The following is a 20,823-nucleotide window of genomic DNA, read 5'->3' as shown; positions in this document are numbered from 1 at the left end:
ACGTCGCGGTTTAATCGCCCAATAGCGCCCCAGCGAACTCACGGGCCACGAAAGGTTGCAGGTCATTCAGCCCTTCGCCCACGCCGATCCAGTACACAGGCACGGGCCGCACGCCCTGGCTGCCGGCGGCTACTGCGGCCAGTGTGCCGCCCTTGGCCGTGCCATCCAGTTTGGTGACGACAAGGCCGGTCAGGCCAATGGCGGCATCAAATGCGCGTATCTGCGCCAGTGCGTTCTGGCCCGTGTTGCCGTCGACCACCAGCAAGACTTCATGTGGCGCCTGGCCGTCGGCTTTACCGATGACGCGCTTGATTTTCTTGAGTTCTTCCATCAGGTGCAACTGCGTGGGCAGACGCCCCGCCGTATCGACCATGACGACGCCGCATTCGCGGGCGCGGCCGGCATTGACCGCGTCGAACGCCACCGCGGCCGGATCGCCGCCTTCTTGGGCGATCACCGTGACGTTATTGCGCGCCCCCCACTCCATGAGCTGCTCGCGCGCCGCCGCCCGGAACGTATCGCCGGCGGCCAACAGCACCCGTGCGCCCTGGGCCTGGAAGTGATACGCCAACTTGCCGATGGACGTGGTCTTGCCCGCGCCGTTTACGCCCGCGATCATGACCACCAACGGCGCCACGCTGCCCAGCGGGAAGGGTTTTTCGAGCGGCGCGAGGTGTTCGGTGAGAATGTCGCGCAGCGCCGCCTTGACCTTGGCGGCGTCATCGATGCGCTCTTTGCGTACCCGAGCCCGCAGGGCCGCAAGCAGTTTTTCGGTGGCTTCCATGCCGGCATCGGCCATGATAAGCGCGGTTTCGAGCTCTCCGAACAGGTTTTCGTCGACCTTGACGCCCACGAACAAGCCGCCGATGCTTTGGCCAGTACGCGCCAAGCCTTGCTTGAGCCGCGCAAGCCAGCCGGTTTTGGCGGGGGCGGGGGCAGGAGCGGGGGCGGGCTCAGGCGTGGCAGTGGATGCGGACACGACAGCAGCCGCCTCGGTTGCATCAGACGGGGCGGCCGCCGCGCCAGCAGGCGCGCCAACAGGCCTGCCCGGCTGCACGGTACGAGCGGCAGCCGTTATCCCTGGCGGTACATCGCCTTCAGGTGCATCGCCAGCGGGGAGCGGCGCGGCAGGTGAAGGCGCGGCGACAGGCGCGGGCGAGGATGCAGGCACAGCGCTGTCGGCGGGCGGGGGTGGGACGCCGTCCGAAGGCCCGCCATCGCCCCTGGCGTCTTCGCTGACGGGACGGCCGCTGGCAGAGCTCTCGCTGGCAGGACTATCGTTGACCACATCATTGCTGACCGGGCTGTCGTTGACAGGCGTTTCGCCCGCCCCGGGTTGGACGGTCATGCCGGCATCGGCCGGCGCCGGCTTCTTTCTTTTAAAGAAATTGAACATTCGCTTTACACTATTCCATTGGCTGCCAAAGCGCGCGCAGGCGCGCCGATGCGCCCCGAACAACGAGATATGTCGTCCAGAACGCGCATGAAGAAGCACGTAGTCCGTATTGTAGGCGGTGTTTACCGCAAGACCCCGATTCCCGTTGTCGACGCGCCGGGGCTGCGTCCAACCCCGGACCGAGTACGCGAAACGTTGTTCAACTGGTTGGGGCATTTCTGGCAGGGCGAGTTCGCCGGGCGGCGGGTCCTTGATCTGTTCGCGGGCACCGGTGCGCTGGGTTTCGAGGCCGCTTCGCGCGGCGTGGCCCACGTGCAGATGGCCGAAACCAACCCCGCCGCCATCAACGCCTTGCGTGCATTGCGCGACAAGCTCCAGGCCACCCAGGTGCGCATACATGCCGGCGACGCGCTGGTGGTGCTCGACCGCCTGGACGGCGCCACCTTTGATCTGGTCGCCCTTGATCCGCCCTTCAACCAGGGTTGGATGGACAAGTTATGGGCCAGGCTGCCGGCCGTGCTCAAGGCAGACGGCCTACTGTATGTCGAAAGCGAATCCAGCCTGGTTCCACCCGATGGCTGGCATGTACTGCGCGCAGCGCGGGCGGGGCAAGTCTGGTTTCACCTGTTGCGATTTGCTGCAACGCAAGAAACAGTCAATAATTCGGGTTTGGCAGGAAACCAAGCCAGGACCGCCACTCAGTAACGTCGGGCGGCCAACATGGCGGCAACCTCTACTCAGAAAGCACTCGCATGATTACTGCAGTCTATCCCGGAACCTTCGACCCAATGACGCGCGGGCACGAAGACCTCGTGCGCCGGGCTGCCGGCCTGTTCGATCACGTGGTGGTCGGCATCGCCCACAGCCAGGCCAAGAAACCGTTCTTCACCGTTGAAGAACGCGTCGAAATCGCCAGGGAAGTGCTCAGCCACTACCCCAATGTCGAAGTGCAGAGTTTTGCCGGCCTGCTCAAGGATTTCGTGCGCGAGCAGAACGGCCGGGTCATTGTGCGCGGCCTGCGCGCAGTGTCCGACTTCGAATATGAATTCCAGATGGCAGGCATGAATCGCCATCTTCTACCCGAGGTCGAAACGTTGTTCATGACGCCGTCGGACCAGTATCAGTTCATTTCGGGCACTATCGTGCGCGAAATCGCCATCCTCGGCGGCGACGTCAGCAAGTTCGTGTTTCCGTCCGTCGAACGCTGGCTGCACAAAAAGGCACGCCAACGCCGCGAAGAACAGAATCAATCGTCATAAGGCGCGCCAATACCGGCGGTTGCGGTCGCGCTATGGGCGTTATGGCGCAGTGCAGGCGTACCAAGCCGCCCTGCAAGGCCGCGGGCCTGCGATACAAACAGGGTTAATCACGGCCCGCGCCAACGCAAAGGATTACACTGCGATCGAGACGCCGCCGTGCGCCTGCAATCGAATCCGCTTTATCCAGGAATACCAATATGGCGCTGCGCATAACCGATGAATGCATCAATTGTGATGTATGCGAGCCCCAATGCCCCAACACGGCCATTTATATGGGGCCCGAAATCTACGAGATCGACCCCTCGCGCTGCACCGAGTGCGTGGGCCACTTCGGTGAACCCCAGTGTCAGGTGGTGTGCCCGGTCGAGTGTATCGAAATCGACCCCGACCATACCGAAGACAACGAGATGCTGATGGCCAAGTACCGCCGCCTCACGGCGGAGGGCTAACCACCGTAAAGGCCTTGATAATTTGATTGGATAGACAGCGGCCAGGCGATGTGCCGCCGCTGTTACCGCTATGCTCAGGCAGCCGGCCAGGCCGGCGAGGGCGCGTCGGGGTGCACCTTGACCAACCTGCAGGGGCGCTCCAGGCAATTCGAGAACCAGGCCGCGGCAAGCGCACCTTCGTCCACCACGTCCACATGCTGGCCACCAACCTGGGCCGTCGTGCGCACGCTGTCATCATCCTCGATCACGTCCACCGGCACATCCAGGCGCAACATGCCCGGTGCGCGGACCACCAAATAGCCGAAACGCAGCTCCACCTGTACCCCGTCCAGCCTGTCGCACTGCGCCGGCCCTATCCATTGCCCATCCTGGTCCACAATCAACCAGCGGCGGTCGCATGCGGCGGCCGCGCTGCCTGGCAAACCGCCGCATCCGGCGATAGGATGATATTGCGTCATTGTCCTGCTCCTTCATGCCGTGGGCGGGCGGCAGCGCCCTGGCCGCGCACCACCCGCGTCGAGTAGAGAATATGGAGTACCGCCATGTCACTGGCCCAGCAGCCCCTTGATAGCGTCGCCTATGCTCTTGACCGAGTTGGCGGGCTTGGGCGCGGTTGCGGCGTTGCCCGGCTGGGGCTCGGGCTGCGCGGACAGCAGATCGACCAAGCCCTCGCGAACTGCCTGCTTGACGGGCTTGCTGTTGATGTCCTTCCATTGCACTTGGTACGACAACTTACCGAAGGGGCCCGATAGACGCAGCGGCACCACGATCCCCCGCAAGTCTTTCAGTGCATCGTCTGCCGCGCCACCCGTGCCCACCAGCCTTACCAGCACCACCAGATCAAGCTGATCATTGACGAGGTCGACCGAGGCGGGTTTGCCCGCGTTGACGCGCAACCTTGGCGCCAGCAGCTCAAGCTTGGTGAACGTGCCCTGGCCCTGCGTGAAAGACACTTCGGCATCCAGAGAAGAATATGCGGTACTGCGCGCCGCATCTACCTGCGACATGATGGCCGGCAACTGGCCGCTGAATACATTGCGCACCACGTCATTCACTTCGCCGAGCGTTTGGTGGAAGTCGATGCCGCGCACTTCGCCGTCGCGCAGCTTCAGCTTGACCGAGCCCGACATACCGGCCTCGACAGCCGCGGCGGTCTTGCCGGCGCTGGCCAGATCAATGGACACCGTGCCCGTGCCGGTCAGGCGATCTTCGCGGGCGTAATCGTGCAGCAGCGGGCCGACGGCCACGTTAGCCAGCGTCAGATTGGCTCCCAGCGAATTGTCGGCGGCAGCGTGCAAGCTCCCCTTCAGCGTACCGTCGTAAAGCGCGGCATTGATGTTGTCGACCACCAGCTTGCCGGCGAGCACCCGTACTCCGGCCTTGACGGCGCTGGCCTCAAGCTCTTTGAACTTGAGTTCGCCAATGTCAATGGTGCCGGTAAGGTCCAGCGGCGCGAGAAAAGAAAGATCTGGCATATCGGACGCCGCGGGCGTGGGCGCCGGTGCCTTGCTGGCTGGCTTGGGAGCAGCCTTGGGTGCCGGCTTGGCGGGCTCGGCTGGCTTGCCGCTCGCCGATCCCGCAGCCGGAGCCGCGGGCGGCGGCGAGGGAAACAGCGTGTTGAAATCGAGCTTGTCCGCCTTAAAGGCGAATGCCAGTTTGGGATCCGCAAGCTCGGTACCCGTCAGGCGAAAATTGAGCTTGCTGCCGCTGAGCACGGCATCAATGCCGGTTTCGACCTTATCCTTGAGCAAGTCGGCCTGCAGGCTGCCGATAAAGGGAAACTCGAAGCTGCCACCGGGCAGTTGGGCATCATCGATACGTATATCGCCCTTCATCGCGGACAGACCGCCGAGCTGACGGAAGACATCCCATGTGGCCGGCGAGGACATGTTCAATTGAATCAGCCGTTCGCCCTGCTTGAGGCCCGCTTCGATCTTGAGCTCTTTGAGGGACAACCGCGAGGCGTTGCCCCCCAACCCGTTCATATTCAACGCCACGGCTAGCACCCGGGCGGGCTGTGTGAACTTGGCGGTGGCGTGCACAGGCTCCCCTTTTGCCGACTCGGGCGAAATGGCCAGCCTGGGCGCGTCGATGGCGATATCGAAATCTTCGACGCCCCGTTTGCCTTTGGCGCGATAGGCGAGCTTTTCGACACTCAGCTCGGCGCGACCGCGGTCCATCCGCAGACGCGGCACACTGAGCGTGGTCTCGAGCCCCGTAAGGGCTTGCTCGCCGCTGGCCTCACCCTGAACCAAGACCTCGATGTTGCTGACATCGAGCAGCTCGGACAGGGCGTTGTAGGCAAAGTTGCCGCGCACTGTGGCGGTTTTGGCCTTGAGCGGGCCGAGCACGCCGCTGGCCTGAAGGCTGAACTTCTGCGCCGAATAGATGCGATCGTGGGGATTGAGGCGCAACAGGCCCTGCCCCGCCAGACTTGCGTCAGCCGCGGGGTATTCGCCCATCAGGCGGCCCTTGAAGGTGACATCGAAGGCCTGGTTGAATGTGACCCGCCCGGTATCAATGTCGAGTTTCTCGATGCGTGCGACGGCGCCCGTCTTGCTGTCGTGCAGGTGGATCTCCCCACCCTTCAGGTCCAGGCCGGCAATGTCGATATCAAAATCTGTGCTCTCGACGGCTTCCTGGGCGACCGCAGTGGCCAGCGGCGAGAGGGCAAGCAGAGAATGATCGGGCGCGGAAGCGCTTTCCGCCGGCGGACCGTTTTGCTGCGCGGCCTGCAGGGCTGAGGAAGCCAATGCCGGCAGGGCCAGCGCAGGCGCCATGCCGCCGAGCCGCGATGCGGACGCGCGCAGCAGGTCGCTGAAATTGAACTGACCGGCCTCGTCACGCTTGATCCAGGCCTTGAAGCCCGTGACCGCCACATGATCCACCACGAAGCGGTTGAACAGCAGCGGCCAGATGGCCACGGCGAACCGGGCGCTGTCTATGGATGCAAAGGTGTCAGGACTGTTACGATTGGACAAAGAGACGTCCTGCACCGCGAGGCCGATGCGGGGAAACAGCGAAAGCTGAATATCGCCCTTGATGGCGAGCGTGCGCTGGTACCGGTTGTAAACAATCTCTTCAATCTTGGTTTTATATGCGTTCGGGTCGAACGTAAGCAAAAAGATGGCCACGCCGACCAACGCGACAATCGCCACCACAACGAGACTGAACAGTACCCGCTTGAACCAGACTTTCATTAATCGGCCTCTGAAACCACGAGGTTACCCCCTGCACCGTTTATGGCAAAGAATATGAATGCTAACCCATGTAACGCGCACTCGTCAGTGTATGGACGGCTGATGCCCCACCCGGCGCTAAACTGGTCATCGCACAGCAATGCCTGCCGTCCCGCACCGCCCTCCTCGCCGATGGAAAGCCGGAAAATTACAACGTTATTACTTTGGGATATGTAGTTCGACAAAAAATCTCTAGCCGCGCGGGTATATGGACAGTACCATGCGGCGTGATGCCTCATTGATTTCACGACGTAAACACACGAGACAAAAATGAAATTCGAAACACTTGCCATCCACGCCGGCTATCAACCCGATCCCACCACGAAAGCGGTGGCGGTTCCCATCTACCAGACAACGTCATACGCGTTCGATAGCACGCAGCACGGGGCAGACCTGTTCGACCTCAAAGTGCCAGGCAATATCTATACCCGCATCATGAACCCCACCAATGCGGTGCTGGAAGAGCGCGTGGCCGCACTTGAAGGCGGCGTCGCCGCCCTGGCCGTCGCGTCGGGCATGGCCGCTGTTACCTATGCCATCCAGACCATCGCGCAAGCGGGCGACAATATCGTCTCTGTCTCCAAGCTGTATGGCGGCACATATAACCTGTTCGCCCACACGTTTCCCCGCCAGGGCATCACCGTAAAGTTTGCGCCGCACAACGATATCGCGGCGCTCGAAGCCCTGATCGACGACAAAACCCGTGCCGTGTTCTGCGAATCCATCGGCAACCCCGCCGGCAACGTGGTCGACATCCAGGCGCTGGCTGATGCCGCACACCGCCACGGCGTACCCCTGATCGTGGACAACACCGTTGCCTCGCCCGCACTGTGCCGCCCCTTTGAACATGGCGCCGATATCGTCGTGCATGCGCTCACCAAATACATGGGCGGCCATGGCACCACTATCGCCGGCGCAGTGGTCGACTCGGGCAAGTTCCCCTGGGCCGAGCACAAAGACCGTTTCCCCATGCTCAACGAGCCAGACCCGTCCTACCACGGCGTGGTCTACACCGAAGCCTTCGGCCCGGCTGCATTCATCGGGCGCTGCCGCGTCGTGCCGCTGCGCAATACCGGCGCCGCGCTGTCGCCCTTCAACGCCTTCCTGATCCTGCAAGGCATCGAAACCCTGTCGCTGCGCATGGCCCGCCACACTGAAAACGCGCTGGCGGTCGCCCGCTTCCTCAAGCACCACCCGCATGTCTCGTGGGTGCAATACGCGGGCCTGGACGATCACCCCGAACATGCGGTGGCGCAGAAATATTTCGGCGGCAAGCCCGCCAGCATTCTGTCCTTCGGCATCGAAGGCGGCCGCGAAGCGGGCGCGCGCTTCATCGATGCGCTCAAGCTCATCCTGCGCCTGGTCAACATCGGCGACGCAAAGTCGCTGGCCTGCCACCCCGCCACCACCACGCACCGCCAGCTCAATCCCGAAGAACTCGCCGCAGCGGGCGTTGGCGAAGACATGATCCGCCTGTCTATCGGCATCGAGCATATCGACGACATTCTGGCCGACCTGGAGCAGGCGCTGGCCGCCAGCAAGGGCTGACACCCGTGCAGCCCCCGGCAAGCATCCGGGGGAACACGGCGGGACATGCGGCGGCACACTGTGCAGCCGCCGCATGGGGCACGCCCCTGCCGCAAGCATTCATCATTGAGGAGGAGAGAAACACCATGCAAATTGGAATTCCGCGCGAGCGCCTGCCCGGCGAGACACGCGTGGCCGCCACACCGGAAACGGTCAAGAAGTACACAGCGGCAGGCCACACTGTCATCGTTGAACGCGGGGCGGGCGCCACGGCAAACTTCCCCGATCAGGCCTATGAGCAGGCCGGCGCCACGCTGGGTGATCAGCCCCAAGCCCTTGGGGCGGCACTGGTGCTCAAGGTGCGCGCCCCGGACGAAGCCGAGCGCGCCCAGATGAAGCCCGGCACGCTGCTCGTCGGCATGCTCGATCCGTTCAACGCCGAGGTGCTGTCCGCCCTGGCCGGCGCGGGCCTAACGGCCTTCGCGCTCGAGGCCGCACCGCGCATTACGCGCGCGCAAAGCCTGGACGTGCTTTCGTCGCAGGCCAACCTGGCCGGGTACAAGGCCGTCATCCTGGCGGCCAATCACTACGGGCGTCTCATGCCCATGATGATGACGGCTGCGGGGACGATCAAAGCCGCGCGCGTGGTGGTGCTGGGCGCTGGCGTGGCGGGCCTGCAGGCGATTGCCACGGCCAAGCGGCTGGGTGCGGTGGTCGAAGCCTCAGACGTACGCCCGGCTGCCAAAGAGCAGGTCGAGTCCCTGGGGGCCAAGTTCATCGACGTGCCGTTCGAAACCGATGAAGAACGCGAGATCGCCGAAGGTGTGGGCGGCTATGCGCGCCCCATGCCGCCGGCTTGGATGGCGCGCCAGGGTGCGCTGGTGGCAGAGCGCTGCATGCAGGCCGATATCGTGATCAGCACTGCGCTCATTCCCGGGCGCCCCGCCCCGACCCTGATCAGCGCCGAGACGGTGCAAGGCATGAAGCCGGGCTCGGTCATCGTAGACATGGCCGTCGAGCGCGGGGGCAACTGCCCGCTGTCGGTCAAAGACCAGGTCGTGCAGGCGCATGGCGTCACGCTGATTGGCCTGAGCAACCTGCCAGCGCTAGTGGCGCAGGACGCTTCGGCGCTGTATGCGCGCAACGTACTCGACTTCCTGAAGTTGATTGTGAATGCGCAAGGCGAGGCCGATATCAAGGCCGACGACGAAATCGTGGCAGCCTGCATGGTATGCCGCGACGGCAAGGTACTGAGGAGCAATTGATGGAAGCCGTAAGCCCTACCCTGATCAACGTCATCATTTTTGTGCTGGCCGTGTACGTGGGCTACCACGTGGTCTGGAATGTCACCCCGGCGCTGCACACGCCACTGATGGCCGTCACCAACGCCATCTCGGCCATCATCATCGTTGGCGCCATGCTGGCCGCTGCGCTCACCGAGGGCGGCTTGGCGCACGGCATGGGCATCTTTGCCGTGGCGCTGGCCGCGGTCAATGTATTCGGCGGCTTTCTTGTCACACGCCGCATGCTGGAGATGTTCAAGAAGAAAGAGAAAAAGCGCGGAGGCGAAGCATGATATCGACCAACCTGGTTACCCTGTTGTACCTGATCGCCTCGGTGTGCTTTATCCAGGCGCTCAAGGGCCTGTCACACCCCACCACGTCGCGCCGAGGCAACGCCTTCGGCATGGTCGGCATGGCGATCGCCATCCTCACCACGGCGGCGCTGATCCTGAGCCTGGCCACTGCGGGCACTGCCACCATCGGGCTGGGCCGCGTGCTGCTTGGGTTGCTGATCGGCGGCACGGTAGGCACCCTCATGGCCAAGCGGGTCGAGATGACCAAGATGCCCGAGTTGGTGGCCTTCATGCACAGCATGATCGGCCTGGCGGCGGTGGCGATCGCCATCGCCATCGTGGCCGAGCCACATGCCTTTGGCATTGCCGCGGCGGGCGCGCCCATCCCCACCGGCAACCGGCTGGAACTGTTCATTGGCACCTTTGTTGGCGCGATCACCTTCTCGGGTTCGGTCATCGCCTTTGGCAAGCTGGCGGGCAAGTACAAGTTCCGCCTGTTCCAGGGCGCGCCGGTGGTGTTTGCCGGGCAGCACATGCTGAATCTGGCCATTGCGTTGGCCATGATTGCCTGCGGCCTGTGGTTCATGGCCACGCAGGCCTGGCTGCCCTTCATCATCATGACGGCGCTGGCGTTCATTCTTGGCGTGCTGATCATTATCCCGATTGGCGGGGCGGACATGCCAGTGGTGGTGTCCATGCTCAACAGCTACTCAGGCTGGGCGGCGGCGGGTATCGGCTTTTCGCTGAACAACCCGATGCTGATCATCGCCGGCTCGCTGGTGGGGTCCTCGGGCGCGATTCTGTCCTACATCATGTGCAAGGCAATGAACCGCTCGTTCTTCAACGTGATCCTGGGCGGCTTCGGGGCCGCGCCTGGCGCGGCTGCGGCCGGCGGTTCGGACGCGCAGCGCAGCGTCAAATCGGGCAGCCCGGATGACGCCGCCTTCCTGATGAGCAACGCCGAGACGGTGACGATTGTGCCGGGCTACGGCCTGGCGGTCGCCCGCGCCCAGCACGCGCTCAAGGAACTCACCGACAAGCTGACAGAAAAGGGCGTGACGGTGAAGTACGCCATTCACCCGGTGGCGGGCCGCATGCCGGGCCACATGAACGTGCTGCTTGCCGAGGCCGAGGTGCCCTACGACCAGGTCTTCGAGATGGAGGACATCAACAGCGAGTTCGCACAAACCGACGTAGTGCTGGTGCTGGGCGCCAACGACGTGGTGAACCCGGCGGCCAAGAACGATCCGTCCTCGCCAATCGCGGGCATGCCCATCCTGGAGGCGTACAAGGCGCGCACCGTCATCGTAAACAAACGCTCGATGGCCGCCGGTTATGCCGGGTTGGACAACGAACTGTTCTACATGGACAAGACCATGATGGTGTTCGGCGATGCCAAGAAGGTGATCGAAGACATGGTGAAAGCCGTTGATTAACGATCACCGAACCTGATGCCCTGGGCCAGGGGCAGTTCGTTGGAGTAATTGATGGTGTTGGTGGCACGCCGCATGTAGGCTTTCCAGGCATCGGAACCCGATTCGCGGCCGCCGCCCGTTTCTTTTTCACCGCCAAAGGCTCCGCCGATTTCCGCCCCAGAGGTGCCGATGTTGATGTTGGCAATACCGCAGTCCGAGCCTTCGGGCCCGGTGAAGCGCTCCGCTTCGCGCAAGTCGGTGGTGAATAGCGCAGACGACAAGCCCTGCGGCACGGCATTGTGCATGGCCAGGGCCTCGTCGAACGATTGATAGCGCATCACGTACAGGATGGGTGCAAAGGTTTCCCGGCACACCACTGCGGACTGCCCCGGCATCTCGGCCAGCGCGGGCGATACATACCAGGCCTCGGGCCAGGTATCGGCAAGCTGGCGCTCGCCGCCGCTGATCTTGCCGCCTTCGGCGCGCGCCTGCGCCAGCGCTGCCTGCATGGCGTCAAAGGCGGCACGGTCGATCAGCGGCCCAACCAAGGTGCCCGCCTCCAGCGGGTTGCCAATGCGGGCACTGGCATAGGCGGCCTTGAGGCGCGCCAGCAGGCCATCGGCCACGCTGTCGTGCACGATCAGGCGCCGCGTGGTGGTGCAGCGCTGCCCCGCTGTGCCCACCGCGCCAAACAGGATGCCGCGCACGGCCATCTCCAGGTCGGCCGACGGCGCCACGACAATCGCATTGTTACCACCCAGCTCCAGCAGGCAGCGGCCGAAACGCTGTGCCACGCGCGGCCCCACCTGCCGGCCCATGCGCGTGGAGCCAGTAGCTGAAAGCAAGGAGATACGTGGGTCGTCGGACAGTTTTTCGCCGAGCTCATGCGCGCCCACCAATACGTGCAGCAGGCCTTCGGGCGCATCGCCAAAACGCGCCAGCGCGCGCGCGAACAAAGCCTGGCAGGCCAACGCCGTGAGCGGCGTTTTCTCGGAAGGCTTCCACACCACTGGATCGCCGCACACCAACGCCAGAGCGGCATTCCATGACCACACAGCAACCGGGAAATTGAAGGCCGAAATCACCCCCACGACGCCCAGCGGATGCCATGTTTCCATCATGCGGTGCCCCGGACGCTCGGACGCAATCGTGAGGCCGTAAAGCTGGCGCGACAACCCCACCGCAAAGTCGCAGATGTCGATCATCTCCTGCACTTCACCCTCGCCTTCGGCAAGTATCTTACCGGTCTCTATCGACACCAGCCGGCCAAGCGCCTGCTTGTGCGCGCGCAACTCTTCACCCAATAGGCGCACCAGCTCGCCGCGGCGCGGCGCGGGCACGCGGCGCCACAGCTGGAAGGCCGTGCTGGCTTGCGCAATAGCAGCTTCGGCATCCGCCGCGCTGTGCGAGCGCAGCCGCGCGATGATGGCGCCGTCTATGGGCGAGCGCACCGGGATGTCGCCGCCGGTGAGCGCGTCGGGCGCCAGCCCGAGGGATTGCAGCAAGGCTTGCGTTGTCATGGCCTAGTCTCCAATAACGTATTTTTCTTCAGGGTAGCACAGCATTTTGAGGCCGCTGAACACACCTCGCGCAGGGGAAAATCCCTAAGGCGGCACGCCATTTTTAGCGCCACAATAGGTTTGAATTTGCCGGCCTGGCACGGCATATGCCCGTACGCCGTACATGGCCATATCGCACACAGACAGGAGCATGGCGCCATGCCACAACAGCGCTACGACATCGTGATCGCAGGCGGCGCGGCGACGGGCAGCGCCGCCGCCTACTTCCTGACGGCCAATCCCGACTTCAATGGCACCGTAGCCATCGTCGAACAGGATTGCACGTTTCAGCGCTGCGCCACGACACTGTCCGCAGCCTCGATCAGGCATCAGTTTTCCACGCCCGAGAATATACAGATGTCGCTGTTCGGCACCGCCTTCCTGCGCCACTTGGGCACCACGCTGGCGGTGGATGGCCAACGGCCCGATCCCGCTTTTCACGAAGGCGGCTATCTGTTTCTGGCGTCTATCGAAGGCGAAGCGCAACTGCGCACGAACCATGCGCTGCAGGCCGGGCTGGGCGCGGATATTGCCCTGCTGGATCGCAATGCCCTGAAGACGCGGTTTCCGTGGCTGCGCACAGACGACTTGGCAGCCGGCACGCTGGGTCTGACGGGCGAAGGCTGGTTCGATGCCTATGGCTATATGCAGGCTTTGCGCCACAAAGCGCTGTCGCAGGGTGCTGTCAGTATCAATCACAAGGTGGTGGATGTAAGTCGCCAGGGAAGGCGCGTGACCGCAGTGGCCCTGGACAGTGGCGATGTGATCGAGTGCGGCGCACTGATCAACGCTGCTGGCAGCGGCGCACCTGAACTGGCACGCCTGGCGGGCATTGCCCTGCCGGTGCAGCCACGCAAGCGCAGTGTTTTTTTCGTTCACACGCCGGCGGTGCCGCCGGGCTGTCCTATGGTCATCGACCCCTCCGGCGCGTACTTCCGGCCCGAGGGCCAAGGCTTTCTCACCGGCATCAACCCGCCGCCAGACCAAGACCCTGAAAGCCACGACTTTGACGTGCAGTACGCGCTGTTCGACGAACTGCTGTGGCCGATACTGGCCGCGCGTGTACCCGGCTTCGAGGCCTTGCGCGTGATGCGCAGTTGGGCCGGCCATTACGATTTCAATGTTGTGGACCAGAATGTGATCCTGGGCTTGCATCCAGACGTAGACAACCTCTACTTTGCCAATGGCTTCAGCGGGCATGGGCTGCAGCAGTCGCCAGCCATCGGGCGCGCGCTGTCCGAGCTCATCGCCTACGGCGAGTTTCGCACGCTGGACCTGCGGCGCCTGGGCTGGCGGCGCATACTCGATGGCACACCCATCGTTGAACAGAATATCTGGTGATGCCCGCGGTAATAATCATTCGAATACATCCGTACGCCGGAACAACTAACGATGGAGCAACAACTTGATTCACAGCAAGCACTACAGATCAGCGATGGCCGAACAGAAGTTGGCGGCGCGCATGCCGCACGACTGGAGAACACGATGACTAAAGGAGCGATTACCGTCTACGACGCGGCGCAGACGGCGCTGCGCCTGCCTTTCGCGCTGCTGCTGGACGACTTGGCCCAGGCCGCCCGTGACCTGGCCGCAGGCGCCATCCATGCCCCCGAACGGCAAGTGCTTGAGTACCCCGGTGGCGGCGTCATGTTGTCCATGCCAGCCACCGCACGCGACATCGGCGTGCACAAGCTGGTGAATGTGGTGCCTGCCAATCGAGACATCGGCCTGCCTACCATCAACGGCATTGTCACCGCCTACGACGGCGCCACGGGCTGCGCCCGTTTCGTACTGGACGGCCCTACGGTGACGGCACGGCGCACTGCCGGCATATCGATGCTGGGCCTGCGCACCCTGATGCCGGGCACGATCACCCACGCAGCCATCATTGGCACGGGTACCGAAGCCGCCAGCCATGCCGAAGCACTCGCGGCCTTGTACCCGGGCTTGCGTATCGCCGTCATCGGCAGGCGCCTGGAACGGGCCCAGGCATTTTCCGCCATGCACACACCTGGCCTGCAAGCTGAACTGCTGCCCGCCGAACGGGTACCCAACGATACCCAGGTGGTCATCACTGTCACCACTAGCGCTACACCGGTCTACGATGCGGCGCCGCAAGCCGGCCGCCTCGTCATCGGCGTGGGCGCTTACCGACCCGACCTGGCCGAGATCGGCCCCGCCACCATCGCAGGCAGCCGTTTATATGCCGACGACCTCGCGGGCGCGCGCCACGAAGCCGGCGACTTCCTGCAGGCGGGCGTAGACTGGCAGACGGTCACGCCGCTGTCCAGCGCACTCGACCAACCGCCGCCAGCCGGCCAAGCCATGATCTTCAAAACAGTAGGCTGTGCGGCCTGGGACTTGGCTGCCGCGCGCTGCGTGACGCGAGCAATCAAACTAGAATAGCCGGATCAGGCATGCTGTCCGACGCAGGCGCTGCGCCGCATGGGCGGCGTCTGCCTCAAATGGCCCGCATGTGGCAGAGGAACCCAGTGCGTGGCATGCGCCAGCACGGATGGAGACAACATGGCAAAAATGCCGGTGCGGCGCTGCCTCGTCGATGGCGAATGGATCACGACGCGCAAGCGCATACCGAACATCAATCCCGTGAACGGCGAAACCATTGGCCAGATCTGCGAGGCCGATGCGACACTGGTGGATCGCGCCGTCAAAGCGGCGCGGGCCGCGCGGCTGGGCCCCTGGGGCGCACTCACTGTCGTCGAGCGCGCCGCCGTACTGCGCCGAATTGCCGACGGCATCGCAGAACGTTTCGACGACTTCGTGGTGGCCGAGGTACAGGATACCGGCCGGCCTATCCAGCAAGCGCGCACACACGATATACAGCGCAGCATTGCCCGCTTTCGCGCCTTCGCAGACCTGATCAACGCTATGGGCGACGAGGTCCACGAAAGCAATGGGCCCGACAACGCGGGCCTCATCACCTACCTGCAACGCAAGCCCTTGGGCGTCGTGGCTCTCATTCCGGCCTGGAACCAGCCCTTGCTGCTGCTGGCCGCCTCACTTGCGCCTGCACTGGCCATGGGCAACTGCGCAGTGGCCAAGCCGTCGGCGCGCACCCCTTCCTCGGCCACCTTACTCGCCGAAGTGATCCGCAAGGCTGGCCTTCCGCACGGGGTATTCAATCTTATACATGGGCACGGCCCAGGGTCGGCGGGCCAGTTCCTGGCCGCACATCCCGATATTGACGCCATTGCATTCAGCGGCGAAGCGCAGACCGGCGCGGCCGTCATGCAGGCGGTGGCGCGCGGCGTTAGGCCCGTGATTTTTGAGTTGGGCGGCAAGCACGCCACCGTGGTCTGTGCAGATGCAGACATCGACGCGGCGCTCGACAGCGTACTGCGCAGCTGTTTTACGCACACTGGCCATGCGTGCCTGGGCGCCGCGCACGTGTATATCGAGCGGCCTCTGTATGCGCGTTTCGTGGCTGCCCTGCAGGCACGATGCGAACGGCTGGTGCCAGGTTATCCGCAGGCACCCGATGTAGACCTCGGGCCACTGATCTCGCGCGATCACCGCGACACGCTGCTGGCCCGCATCACCCTGGCCCGCGAAGAAGGGGCGACCGTACTCAGCGGCGGCACCATACCGGTGTTTGGCGATGCCCGCGATGACGGCGCGCATGTACTGCCCACAATCCTGGCAGGCCTGCCGGAGACGGCATACAGCCTGCTCGGCATGCCACCGGGGCCGGTGTGCCATGTGGCCCCGTTCGATGCCGACGAAGAAGTCATCGCGCGCGTGAACACCAGGGCCGGCGCCCTGGCGGCCAGCATCTGGGCCACTAAGCTTGCGCGCGCACATCGCATCGCCGCAGGGTTTGTGCCCGGCCATGTGTGGATCAATACACCGCCGACGCTCAATGCGCACATACCTGGCACCGACGGCAACCGGCAGACACTGGACGCATTTTCCGCGCGCAGCACAGTCCGTGTACACCTTTGAATGGCAGCGCGTGGAGACGCCTATGCATCGTTTTGCATCGCGTTGGCTTTGTTTGGATTTATTCGTGGCAACACTAAAGGATAGGGATGGAAACCGAATTCTGGCTTGAACGCTGGCGCGAAGGACGCACGCACTTTCATATGGAGCGCGTCACACCGCTGCTGCAGAAGTACTGGCCGCTGTTAGGCCTGCCACCCGGCTGCAAGGTGCTGGTGCCGCTGTGCGGAAAATCGTTGGATATGGTCTGGCTGGCTGATCAAGGCCATTCGGTCCTGGGCATCGAGCTTTCACCCATCGCGGTGGAGCGCTTTTTTGAAGAAAATGCATTGACGCCGGTAATCACCGAGTCAGCACTGGGCCGCCATTACAAAAGCGGCCGTATCGAGATCCTGTGCGGCGACATCTTTGACCTGGATGCGGACATACTGGGTGGCTGCGCCGGCGCCTATGACCGCGCCGCCCTGGTTGCGCTGCCCGCCGACATGCGCCAGCGCTATGTGGGCCACGTGTACGGCCAATTGGCGCCCGGCTACCGTGGGCTGCTGCTCACGCTGAACTACGACCAATTGCGCATGGAAGGGCCGCCTTTTGCGGTGGACGAAGCCGAAGTACGGGAGCTGTATGCGCCACACACCGACGTCCGCCTGCTCGACCAGCGCGACATCATCGACAAGGAGCCGAAGTTCAAGGATCGCGGACTGGAGCACTTGGACACGTTGGTGTTTGAGCTGCAAGGCAAGTAAACGCCCCCGGCCGCGCCCAGCGAAACGCAACAGCGCGCTTGGCCCGCGCAGCGCAAGCCACGCGGTTCATGCTGCGTGGCTCAGGCCTGCCCTGGCGCCACAGGCAGCGCCCGCTTGTGCGCGCTGGCGTGGTAAGTGCGCAGGATCACTTCGTAGTCGTTGGGCGTCACATCCTTGCCTTCCAGGAAGTCATCGATGATCTGATAGGTAACGCCAAAAGCATGCTCGTCAGGCCGCAGCGGGCGCAGCGTTTCGAGATCGGCTGTGGGTATTTTCATGGCCAGCGCTTCATTGGCGCCCATTGCCATAGCCAGCGCCCGCACGCGGCGCTTGTTCAGGCCTTGGAGCGGCGTGACGTCAGCCGCGCCATCGCCAAATTTGGTGAAAAACCCCATCAATGCTTCGGCGGCGTGATCGGTGCCAATCACCAGGCCGCTGCGCGCGCCGGCCACCGCATATTGCGCAATCATCCGCTGGCGCGCCTTGATGTTTCCCATGAGGAAATCCTGCTGGTTTTCATCGCGAAACGCCAGGCCGCCGGCCAACAGCGACGCGAGCATGTCATCAGCTGCGGGCTTCACGTTCACGGTGAGCACCTCGTCGGCCTTGATGACTTCCAGCGAGGCCTGCGCGTCAACCTCGTCACGCTGCTCGCCATACGGCAAGCGCATGGCCACAAACGTAGCCTGGCCGCCCTCGGCGCGTATCCGCTCAACAGCGCGCTGCGCCAGACAACCGCCGACGAGCGAATCCACGCCGCCGCTGATACCCAGCACATAGCTGCGCATGCCCGTACGCCGCAGGTAGTCGGCCAGGAACGCCACCCGGCGCGTTACTTCGCGCTCGGCGTCGAAATCCGCGACCACCTCCAGTTCATTGATAATGCGCCGCTGCTCGGCGCGCTGTTCTTGAGTAAGCATCCTCGTATCCTTTGCGGCCCGTGCGTGCCGCCCCTGCGCAGGCGGCGGGCCCTGCGCCCGCCGCCTGCGCCAGCCACAATCATAAGCGAAGACGAGGCCGCGGCCCGCACGCGGGAAAACTCGCCCCATCATGCATTCGCCCGGATGGCGGCCATGCGCAAGCATGCTGGCCGCCACCGGCGCTGCCCTATATGCGCCGCTTTAGCACGAACGCCGCGCACGGCCGGTGTGGCTGGCCTGGCGCGCGGGATCAGAACCGATCGAGCACAGCGCCCGTGCTGGCGGTGGAGGCGTTAAACGCGAACTTGGCTTGCACGCCCCGTGTGTAGCGCGGCGCAGGTGCCTTCCATTGCGCGCGGCGTTTCTCGATTTCATCGTCGGGCACATTCAGGTGCAGCAACAGCTGATGCGCATCGATGGTGATGGAATCGCCTTCATGCACCAAGGCAATCAGGCCGCCCACCGCCGCTTCGGGCGCGACATGGCCCACCACCATGCCCCAGGTACCGCCCGAAAAGCGGCCGTCGGTAATCAGGCCGACTGAATCGCCCAGCCCTTCGCCGATCAGCGCGCCCGTGGGGGCCAGCATCTCGGGCATGCCCGGCCCACCCTTGGGGCCCAGGTAGCGCAACACCATGACGTCGCCCGCCTTGATCTTGCCGTCTAGGATGGCTTTGAGCGCCGACTGCTCGTCCTCAAATACCCGCGCAGGCCCAGTGATCACCGGGTTCTTCAACCCCGTGATCTTGGCCACCGCACCTTCCGGCGCAAGGTTGCCCTTGAGAATGGCAAGGTGCCCCTGCTTGTAAAGAGCCTGGCTGATGGGCTTGATGACGTGCTGATCGGCCGCCGGCTCATCTGGCACATCTTTCAGGATCTCGCCGATAGTCTGCCCCGTGATCGTGATGCAATCAGGATTGATCAGCCCCGCGTTGAGCAGAATCTTCATCACCTGGGGCACACCGCCCGCCTTATGGAAATCCACCGCCAGATACTTGCCGCTGGGCTTCAGATCGCAGATGACCGGCACGCGCTTGCGCACGCGCTCGAAGTCGTCAATGGTCCATTCCACACCTGCCGCATGGGCAATGGCCAGCAAGTGCAGCACTGCATTGGTCGAGCCGCCCGTGGCCATGATGACGCTGACAGCGTTCTCGATCGACTGACGCGTCACGATGTCGCGCGGCTTGAGATCGCGCTTGATCGCCTGCAGCAGCACGCGCGCCGACTCAGCAGCCGACTGCGTTTTTTCGTCGTGCACATTGGCCATGGTGGAGGAATAGGGCAGGCTCATGCCCATGGCCTCGAACGCCGAACTCATGGTGTTGGCCGTATACATGCCGCCGCAGGAGCCGGGCCCCGGGATAGCGTGCAGCTCGATGCGCTTGAGCTCATGGTCGCTCAGGCGACCGGCGGCGTTCTCGCCTACAGCCTCGAACACGCTAACAATGTTCAGGTCTTTGCCATCCAGCTTGCCGGGCAAAATCGTGCCGCCGTATACATAGATGGCCGGCACATTGGCGCGCAGCATGCCCATCATGCCGCCGGGCATGTTCTTGTCGCAGCCGCCGATCACCACCACGCCGTCCATCCATTGGCCCTGCACACAGGTTTCCACGCAATCGGCAATCACCTCGCGCGACACCAGCGAATACTTCATGCCCTCGGTACCCATGGCCATGCCGTCGGAAATCGTGGGTGTGCCAAACACCTGCGGATTGCCGCCCGCCTCTTTGATTGCAGCGATTGCCGCATCGGCGAGCTTTTGCAGGCCGCTGTTGCATGGGGTAATGGTGCTGTAGCCATTGGCCACGCCCACCATGGGGTTGTTGAAGTCTTCTTCTTTGTAGCCCAGCGCATAATACATGGAGCGGTTGGGCGCGCGTTCCGGGCCCTGTGTGATGTGCGCGGAACGCAGGCGTCGCGGGGTAGTCATGCTGCAGTCTCCTGGTTGCGGCCGGCCGCCGGCCGTGTGGCCCGCCCGCATGAGCGGGCTGGGTATATTGCTTTGGCGTTTTGCCCAGTTTAACCGCAGCGACCCGCGCCAGCCCGTTTCCCATTTCCGGTTTCCGGTTTCCGGTTTCCCGTTATCGGTTTGCCCTTCTCCGTTTACCGATGCCCGACGCCCGTTGCGCCGACGCAATGCCGGCGCCAGATTTGATTTGCATCATGGCTGCAGCCCCGTCATCATGAAATGATTCAAAACTAAAACGCATTCTCGTTACCTTGATGCACCCAGCCCTCGGGCAAGCCCCCCATGAACTACTCGCTTCTGCTCACGCTGCACCTGTTCGCCGCCATTATGTTCGTCGGCACTGTATTTTTCGAGGTCATCATCCTGGAAGCGGTGCGCAAGCGCGTTCCGCGCGAGGTCATGCGCACCATGGAAGTCGCCATCGGCACGGTGGCGCGCCGCGTCATGCCCTGGGTGCTGCTGGTTTTGTACGGCGCGGGCATCGGCATGGCCTACCAGCACAGGGCAGTGTTGGCCCACCCCTTCGCCAGCAGCTTCGGCCTGCTGCTCACCATAAAAATCCTCCTGGCCCTGAGCGTGCTCGCTCACTTCATCACCGCCATGACACTAATGCGCACCGGCAAGATGCGAGCCATCCATTCGCAGCGCATCCATATCAGCGTGTTCTGCCATGTGGTGGGCATCGTATTTCTTGCCAAGGCCATGTTCTACCTGCACTGGTAACTGCATGACGGGGCGCGCGCGCAAGCGTTCGCCCCGCCATGCACCGGCCCCAGAGGCTGGATCAGTGCCGAACGTTTAT

18 protein-coding genes are annotated in these 20,823 nt (G+C 63.5%); 12 read left to right on the top strand and 6 right to left on the bottom strand.

Annotation, left to right across the window (positions count from 1 at the left end; translation table 11 throughout):
- Positions 1-10 precede the first annotated feature (10 nt).
- The gene (gene ftsY, locus LOL23_RS06280; RefSeq protein ID WP_160978063.1) at positions 11-1,348 is read right to left on the bottom strand and encodes a signal recognition particle-docking protein FtsY; all 1,338 of its coding nucleotides are present in this window, start codon (positions 1,346-1,348) and stop codon (positions 11-13) included.
- A 135-nt stretch (positions 1,349-1,483) separates the two neighbouring features.
- On the opposite strand from ftsY, the gene LOL23_RS06275 reads away from it, so the two are divergent.
- From LOL23_RS06275 to LOL23_RS06265, 3 genes are all read left to right on the top strand, one after another.
- On the top strand, positions 1,484-2,101 hold the full coding sequence (locus LOL23_RS06275) for an RsmD family RNA methyltransferase (RefSeq protein ID WP_160978065.1): 618 nt from the start codon (positions 1,484-1,486) through the stop codon (positions 2,099-2,101).
- Between the two features lie 47 nt (positions 2,102-2,148).
- Positions 2,149-2,655 carry a pantetheine-phosphate adenylyltransferase gene (coaD, locus tag LOL23_RS06270; RefSeq protein ID WP_160978067.1) on the top strand — a complete coding sequence of 169 codons (507 nt, stop codon included), beginning with the start codon at positions 2,149-2,151 and terminating at the stop codon, positions 2,653-2,655.
- Positions 2,656-2,852: 197 nt separating this feature from the next.
- A complete protein-coding gene (locus tag LOL23_RS06265; protein ID WP_160978069.1) occupies positions 2,853-3,104 on the top strand; it encodes a YfhL family 4Fe-4S dicluster ferredoxin in 252 nt (83 codons plus the stop codon).
- Between the two features lie 74 nt (positions 3,105-3,178).
- Here LOL23_RS06265 and LOL23_RS06260 read toward each other — a convergent pair whose 3' ends face one another.
- Together LOL23_RS06260 and LOL23_RS06255 are read right to left on the bottom strand one after the other, a co-directional pair.
- Positions 3,179-3,562: an MOSC N-terminal beta barrel domain-containing protein gene (locus LOL23_RS06260; RefSeq protein ID WP_160978071.1), complete on the bottom strand. Its 384-nt coding sequence runs from the start codon at positions 3,560-3,562 to the stop codon at positions 3,179-3,181.
- 87 nt (positions 3,563-3,649) lie between these two features.
- A complete protein-coding gene (locus tag LOL23_RS06255; protein ID WP_237173288.1) occupies positions 3,650-6,304 on the bottom strand; it encodes an AsmA family protein in 2,655 nt (884 codons plus the stop codon).
- 309 nt (positions 6,305-6,613) lie between these two features.
- Here LOL23_RS06255 and LOL23_RS06250 point away from each other — a divergent pair, with 309 nt between their 5' ends.
- From LOL23_RS06250 to LOL23_RS06235, 4 genes are all read left to right on the top strand, one after another.
- Positions 6,614-7,891 (top strand): bifunctional O-acetylhomoserine aminocarboxypropyltransferase/cysteine synthase, encoded by a 1,278-nt coding sequence (locus LOL23_RS06250; RefSeq protein WP_160978075.1) that lies wholly within the window; start codon positions 6,614-6,616, stop codon positions 7,889-7,891.
- A gap of 125 nt (positions 7,892-8,016) precedes the next feature.
- Positions 8,017-9,135, top strand: coding sequence for a Re/Si-specific NAD(P)(+) transhydrogenase subunit alpha (locus LOL23_RS06245; RefSeq protein WP_160978077.1), 1,119 nt, complete (start codon positions 8,017-8,019; stop codon positions 9,133-9,135).
- A complete protein-coding gene (locus LOL23_RS06240) occupies positions 9,135-9,446 on the top strand; it encodes an NAD(P) transhydrogenase subunit alpha part 2 (protein ID WP_160978079.1) in 312 nt (103 codons plus the stop codon). Before LOL23_RS06245 ends, LOL23_RS06240 begins: the two co-directional genes overlap by 1 nt.
- Positions 9,443-10,882, top strand: a complete 1,440-nt coding sequence (locus tag LOL23_RS06235) for an NAD(P)(+) transhydrogenase (Re/Si-specific) subunit beta (RefSeq protein WP_160978081.1) — start codon at positions 9,443-9,445, stop codon at positions 10,880-10,882. The genes LOL23_RS06240 and LOL23_RS06235 overlap by 4 nt, the downstream gene beginning before the upstream one ends.
- On the opposite strand, the gene amaB is transcribed toward LOL23_RS06235, so the two are convergent.
- Positions 10,879-12,381: an L-piperidine-6-carboxylate dehydrogenase gene (gene amaB, locus LOL23_RS06230; protein WP_237173287.1), complete on the bottom strand. Its 1,503-nt coding sequence runs from the start codon at positions 12,379-12,381 to the stop codon at positions 10,879-10,881. The two genes, LOL23_RS06235 and amaB, sit on opposite strands and share 4 nt — an antisense overlap.
- A 198-nt stretch (positions 12,382-12,579) precedes the next feature.
- On the opposite strand from amaB, the gene LOL23_RS06225 reads away from it, so the two are divergent.
- From LOL23_RS06225 to LOL23_RS06210, 4 genes are all read left to right on the top strand, one after another.
- Positions 12,580-13,761: an NAD(P)/FAD-dependent oxidoreductase gene (locus LOL23_RS06225; protein WP_160978085.1), complete on the top strand. Its 1,182-nt coding sequence runs from the start codon at positions 12,580-12,582 to the stop codon at positions 13,759-13,761.
- Positions 13,762-13,905: 144 nt separating this feature from the next.
- Positions 13,906-14,826: a delta(1)-pyrroline-2-carboxylate reductase family protein gene (locus LOL23_RS06220; protein ID WP_160978087.1), complete on the top strand. Its 921-nt coding sequence runs from the start codon at positions 13,906-13,908 to the stop codon at positions 14,824-14,826.
- Between the two features lie 120 nt (positions 14,827-14,946).
- On the top strand, positions 14,947-16,383 hold the full coding sequence (locus LOL23_RS06215; RefSeq protein ID WP_237173286.1) for an aldehyde dehydrogenase family protein: 1,437 nt from the start codon (positions 14,947-14,949) through the stop codon (positions 16,381-16,383).
- 86 nt (positions 16,384-16,469) lie between these two features.
- Positions 16,470-17,126 carry a thiopurine S-methyltransferase gene (locus tag LOL23_RS06210; protein ID WP_160978091.1) on the top strand — a complete coding sequence of 219 codons (657 nt, stop codon included), beginning with the start codon at positions 16,470-16,472 and terminating at the stop codon, positions 17,124-17,126.
- A gap of 80 nt (positions 17,127-17,206) precedes the next feature.
- Here the strand turns inward: LOL23_RS06210 and nadE are convergent, their stop codons facing one another.
- On the bottom strand, positions 17,207-18,046 hold the full coding sequence (gene nadE, locus LOL23_RS06205; protein WP_160978093.1) for an NAD(+) synthase: 840 nt from the start codon (positions 18,044-18,046) through the stop codon (positions 17,207-17,209).
- Positions 18,047-18,296: 250 nt separating this feature from the next.
- Positions 18,297-19,982: a dihydroxy-acid dehydratase gene (ilvD, locus tag LOL23_RS06200; protein WP_160978095.1), complete on the bottom strand. Its 1,686-nt coding sequence runs from the start codon at positions 19,980-19,982 to the stop codon at positions 18,297-18,299.
- 321 nt (positions 19,983-20,303) lie between these two features.
- On the opposite strand from ilvD, the gene LOL23_RS06195 reads away from it, so the two are divergent.
- Positions 20,304-20,744, top strand: coding sequence for a CopD family copper resistance protein (locus tag LOL23_RS06195; protein WP_160978097.1), 441 nt, complete (start codon positions 20,304-20,306; stop codon positions 20,742-20,744).
- Positions 20,745-20,823: the final 79 nt, after the last annotated feature.

Source organism: Paracandidimonas lactea (assembly GCF_021653995.1).
Classification (GTDB): domain Bacteria; phylum Pseudomonadota; class Gammaproteobacteria; order Burkholderiales; family Burkholderiaceae_B; genus Allopusillimonas; species Allopusillimonas lactea.
This window is presented reverse-complemented; position numbering and strand designations above follow the sequence as displayed.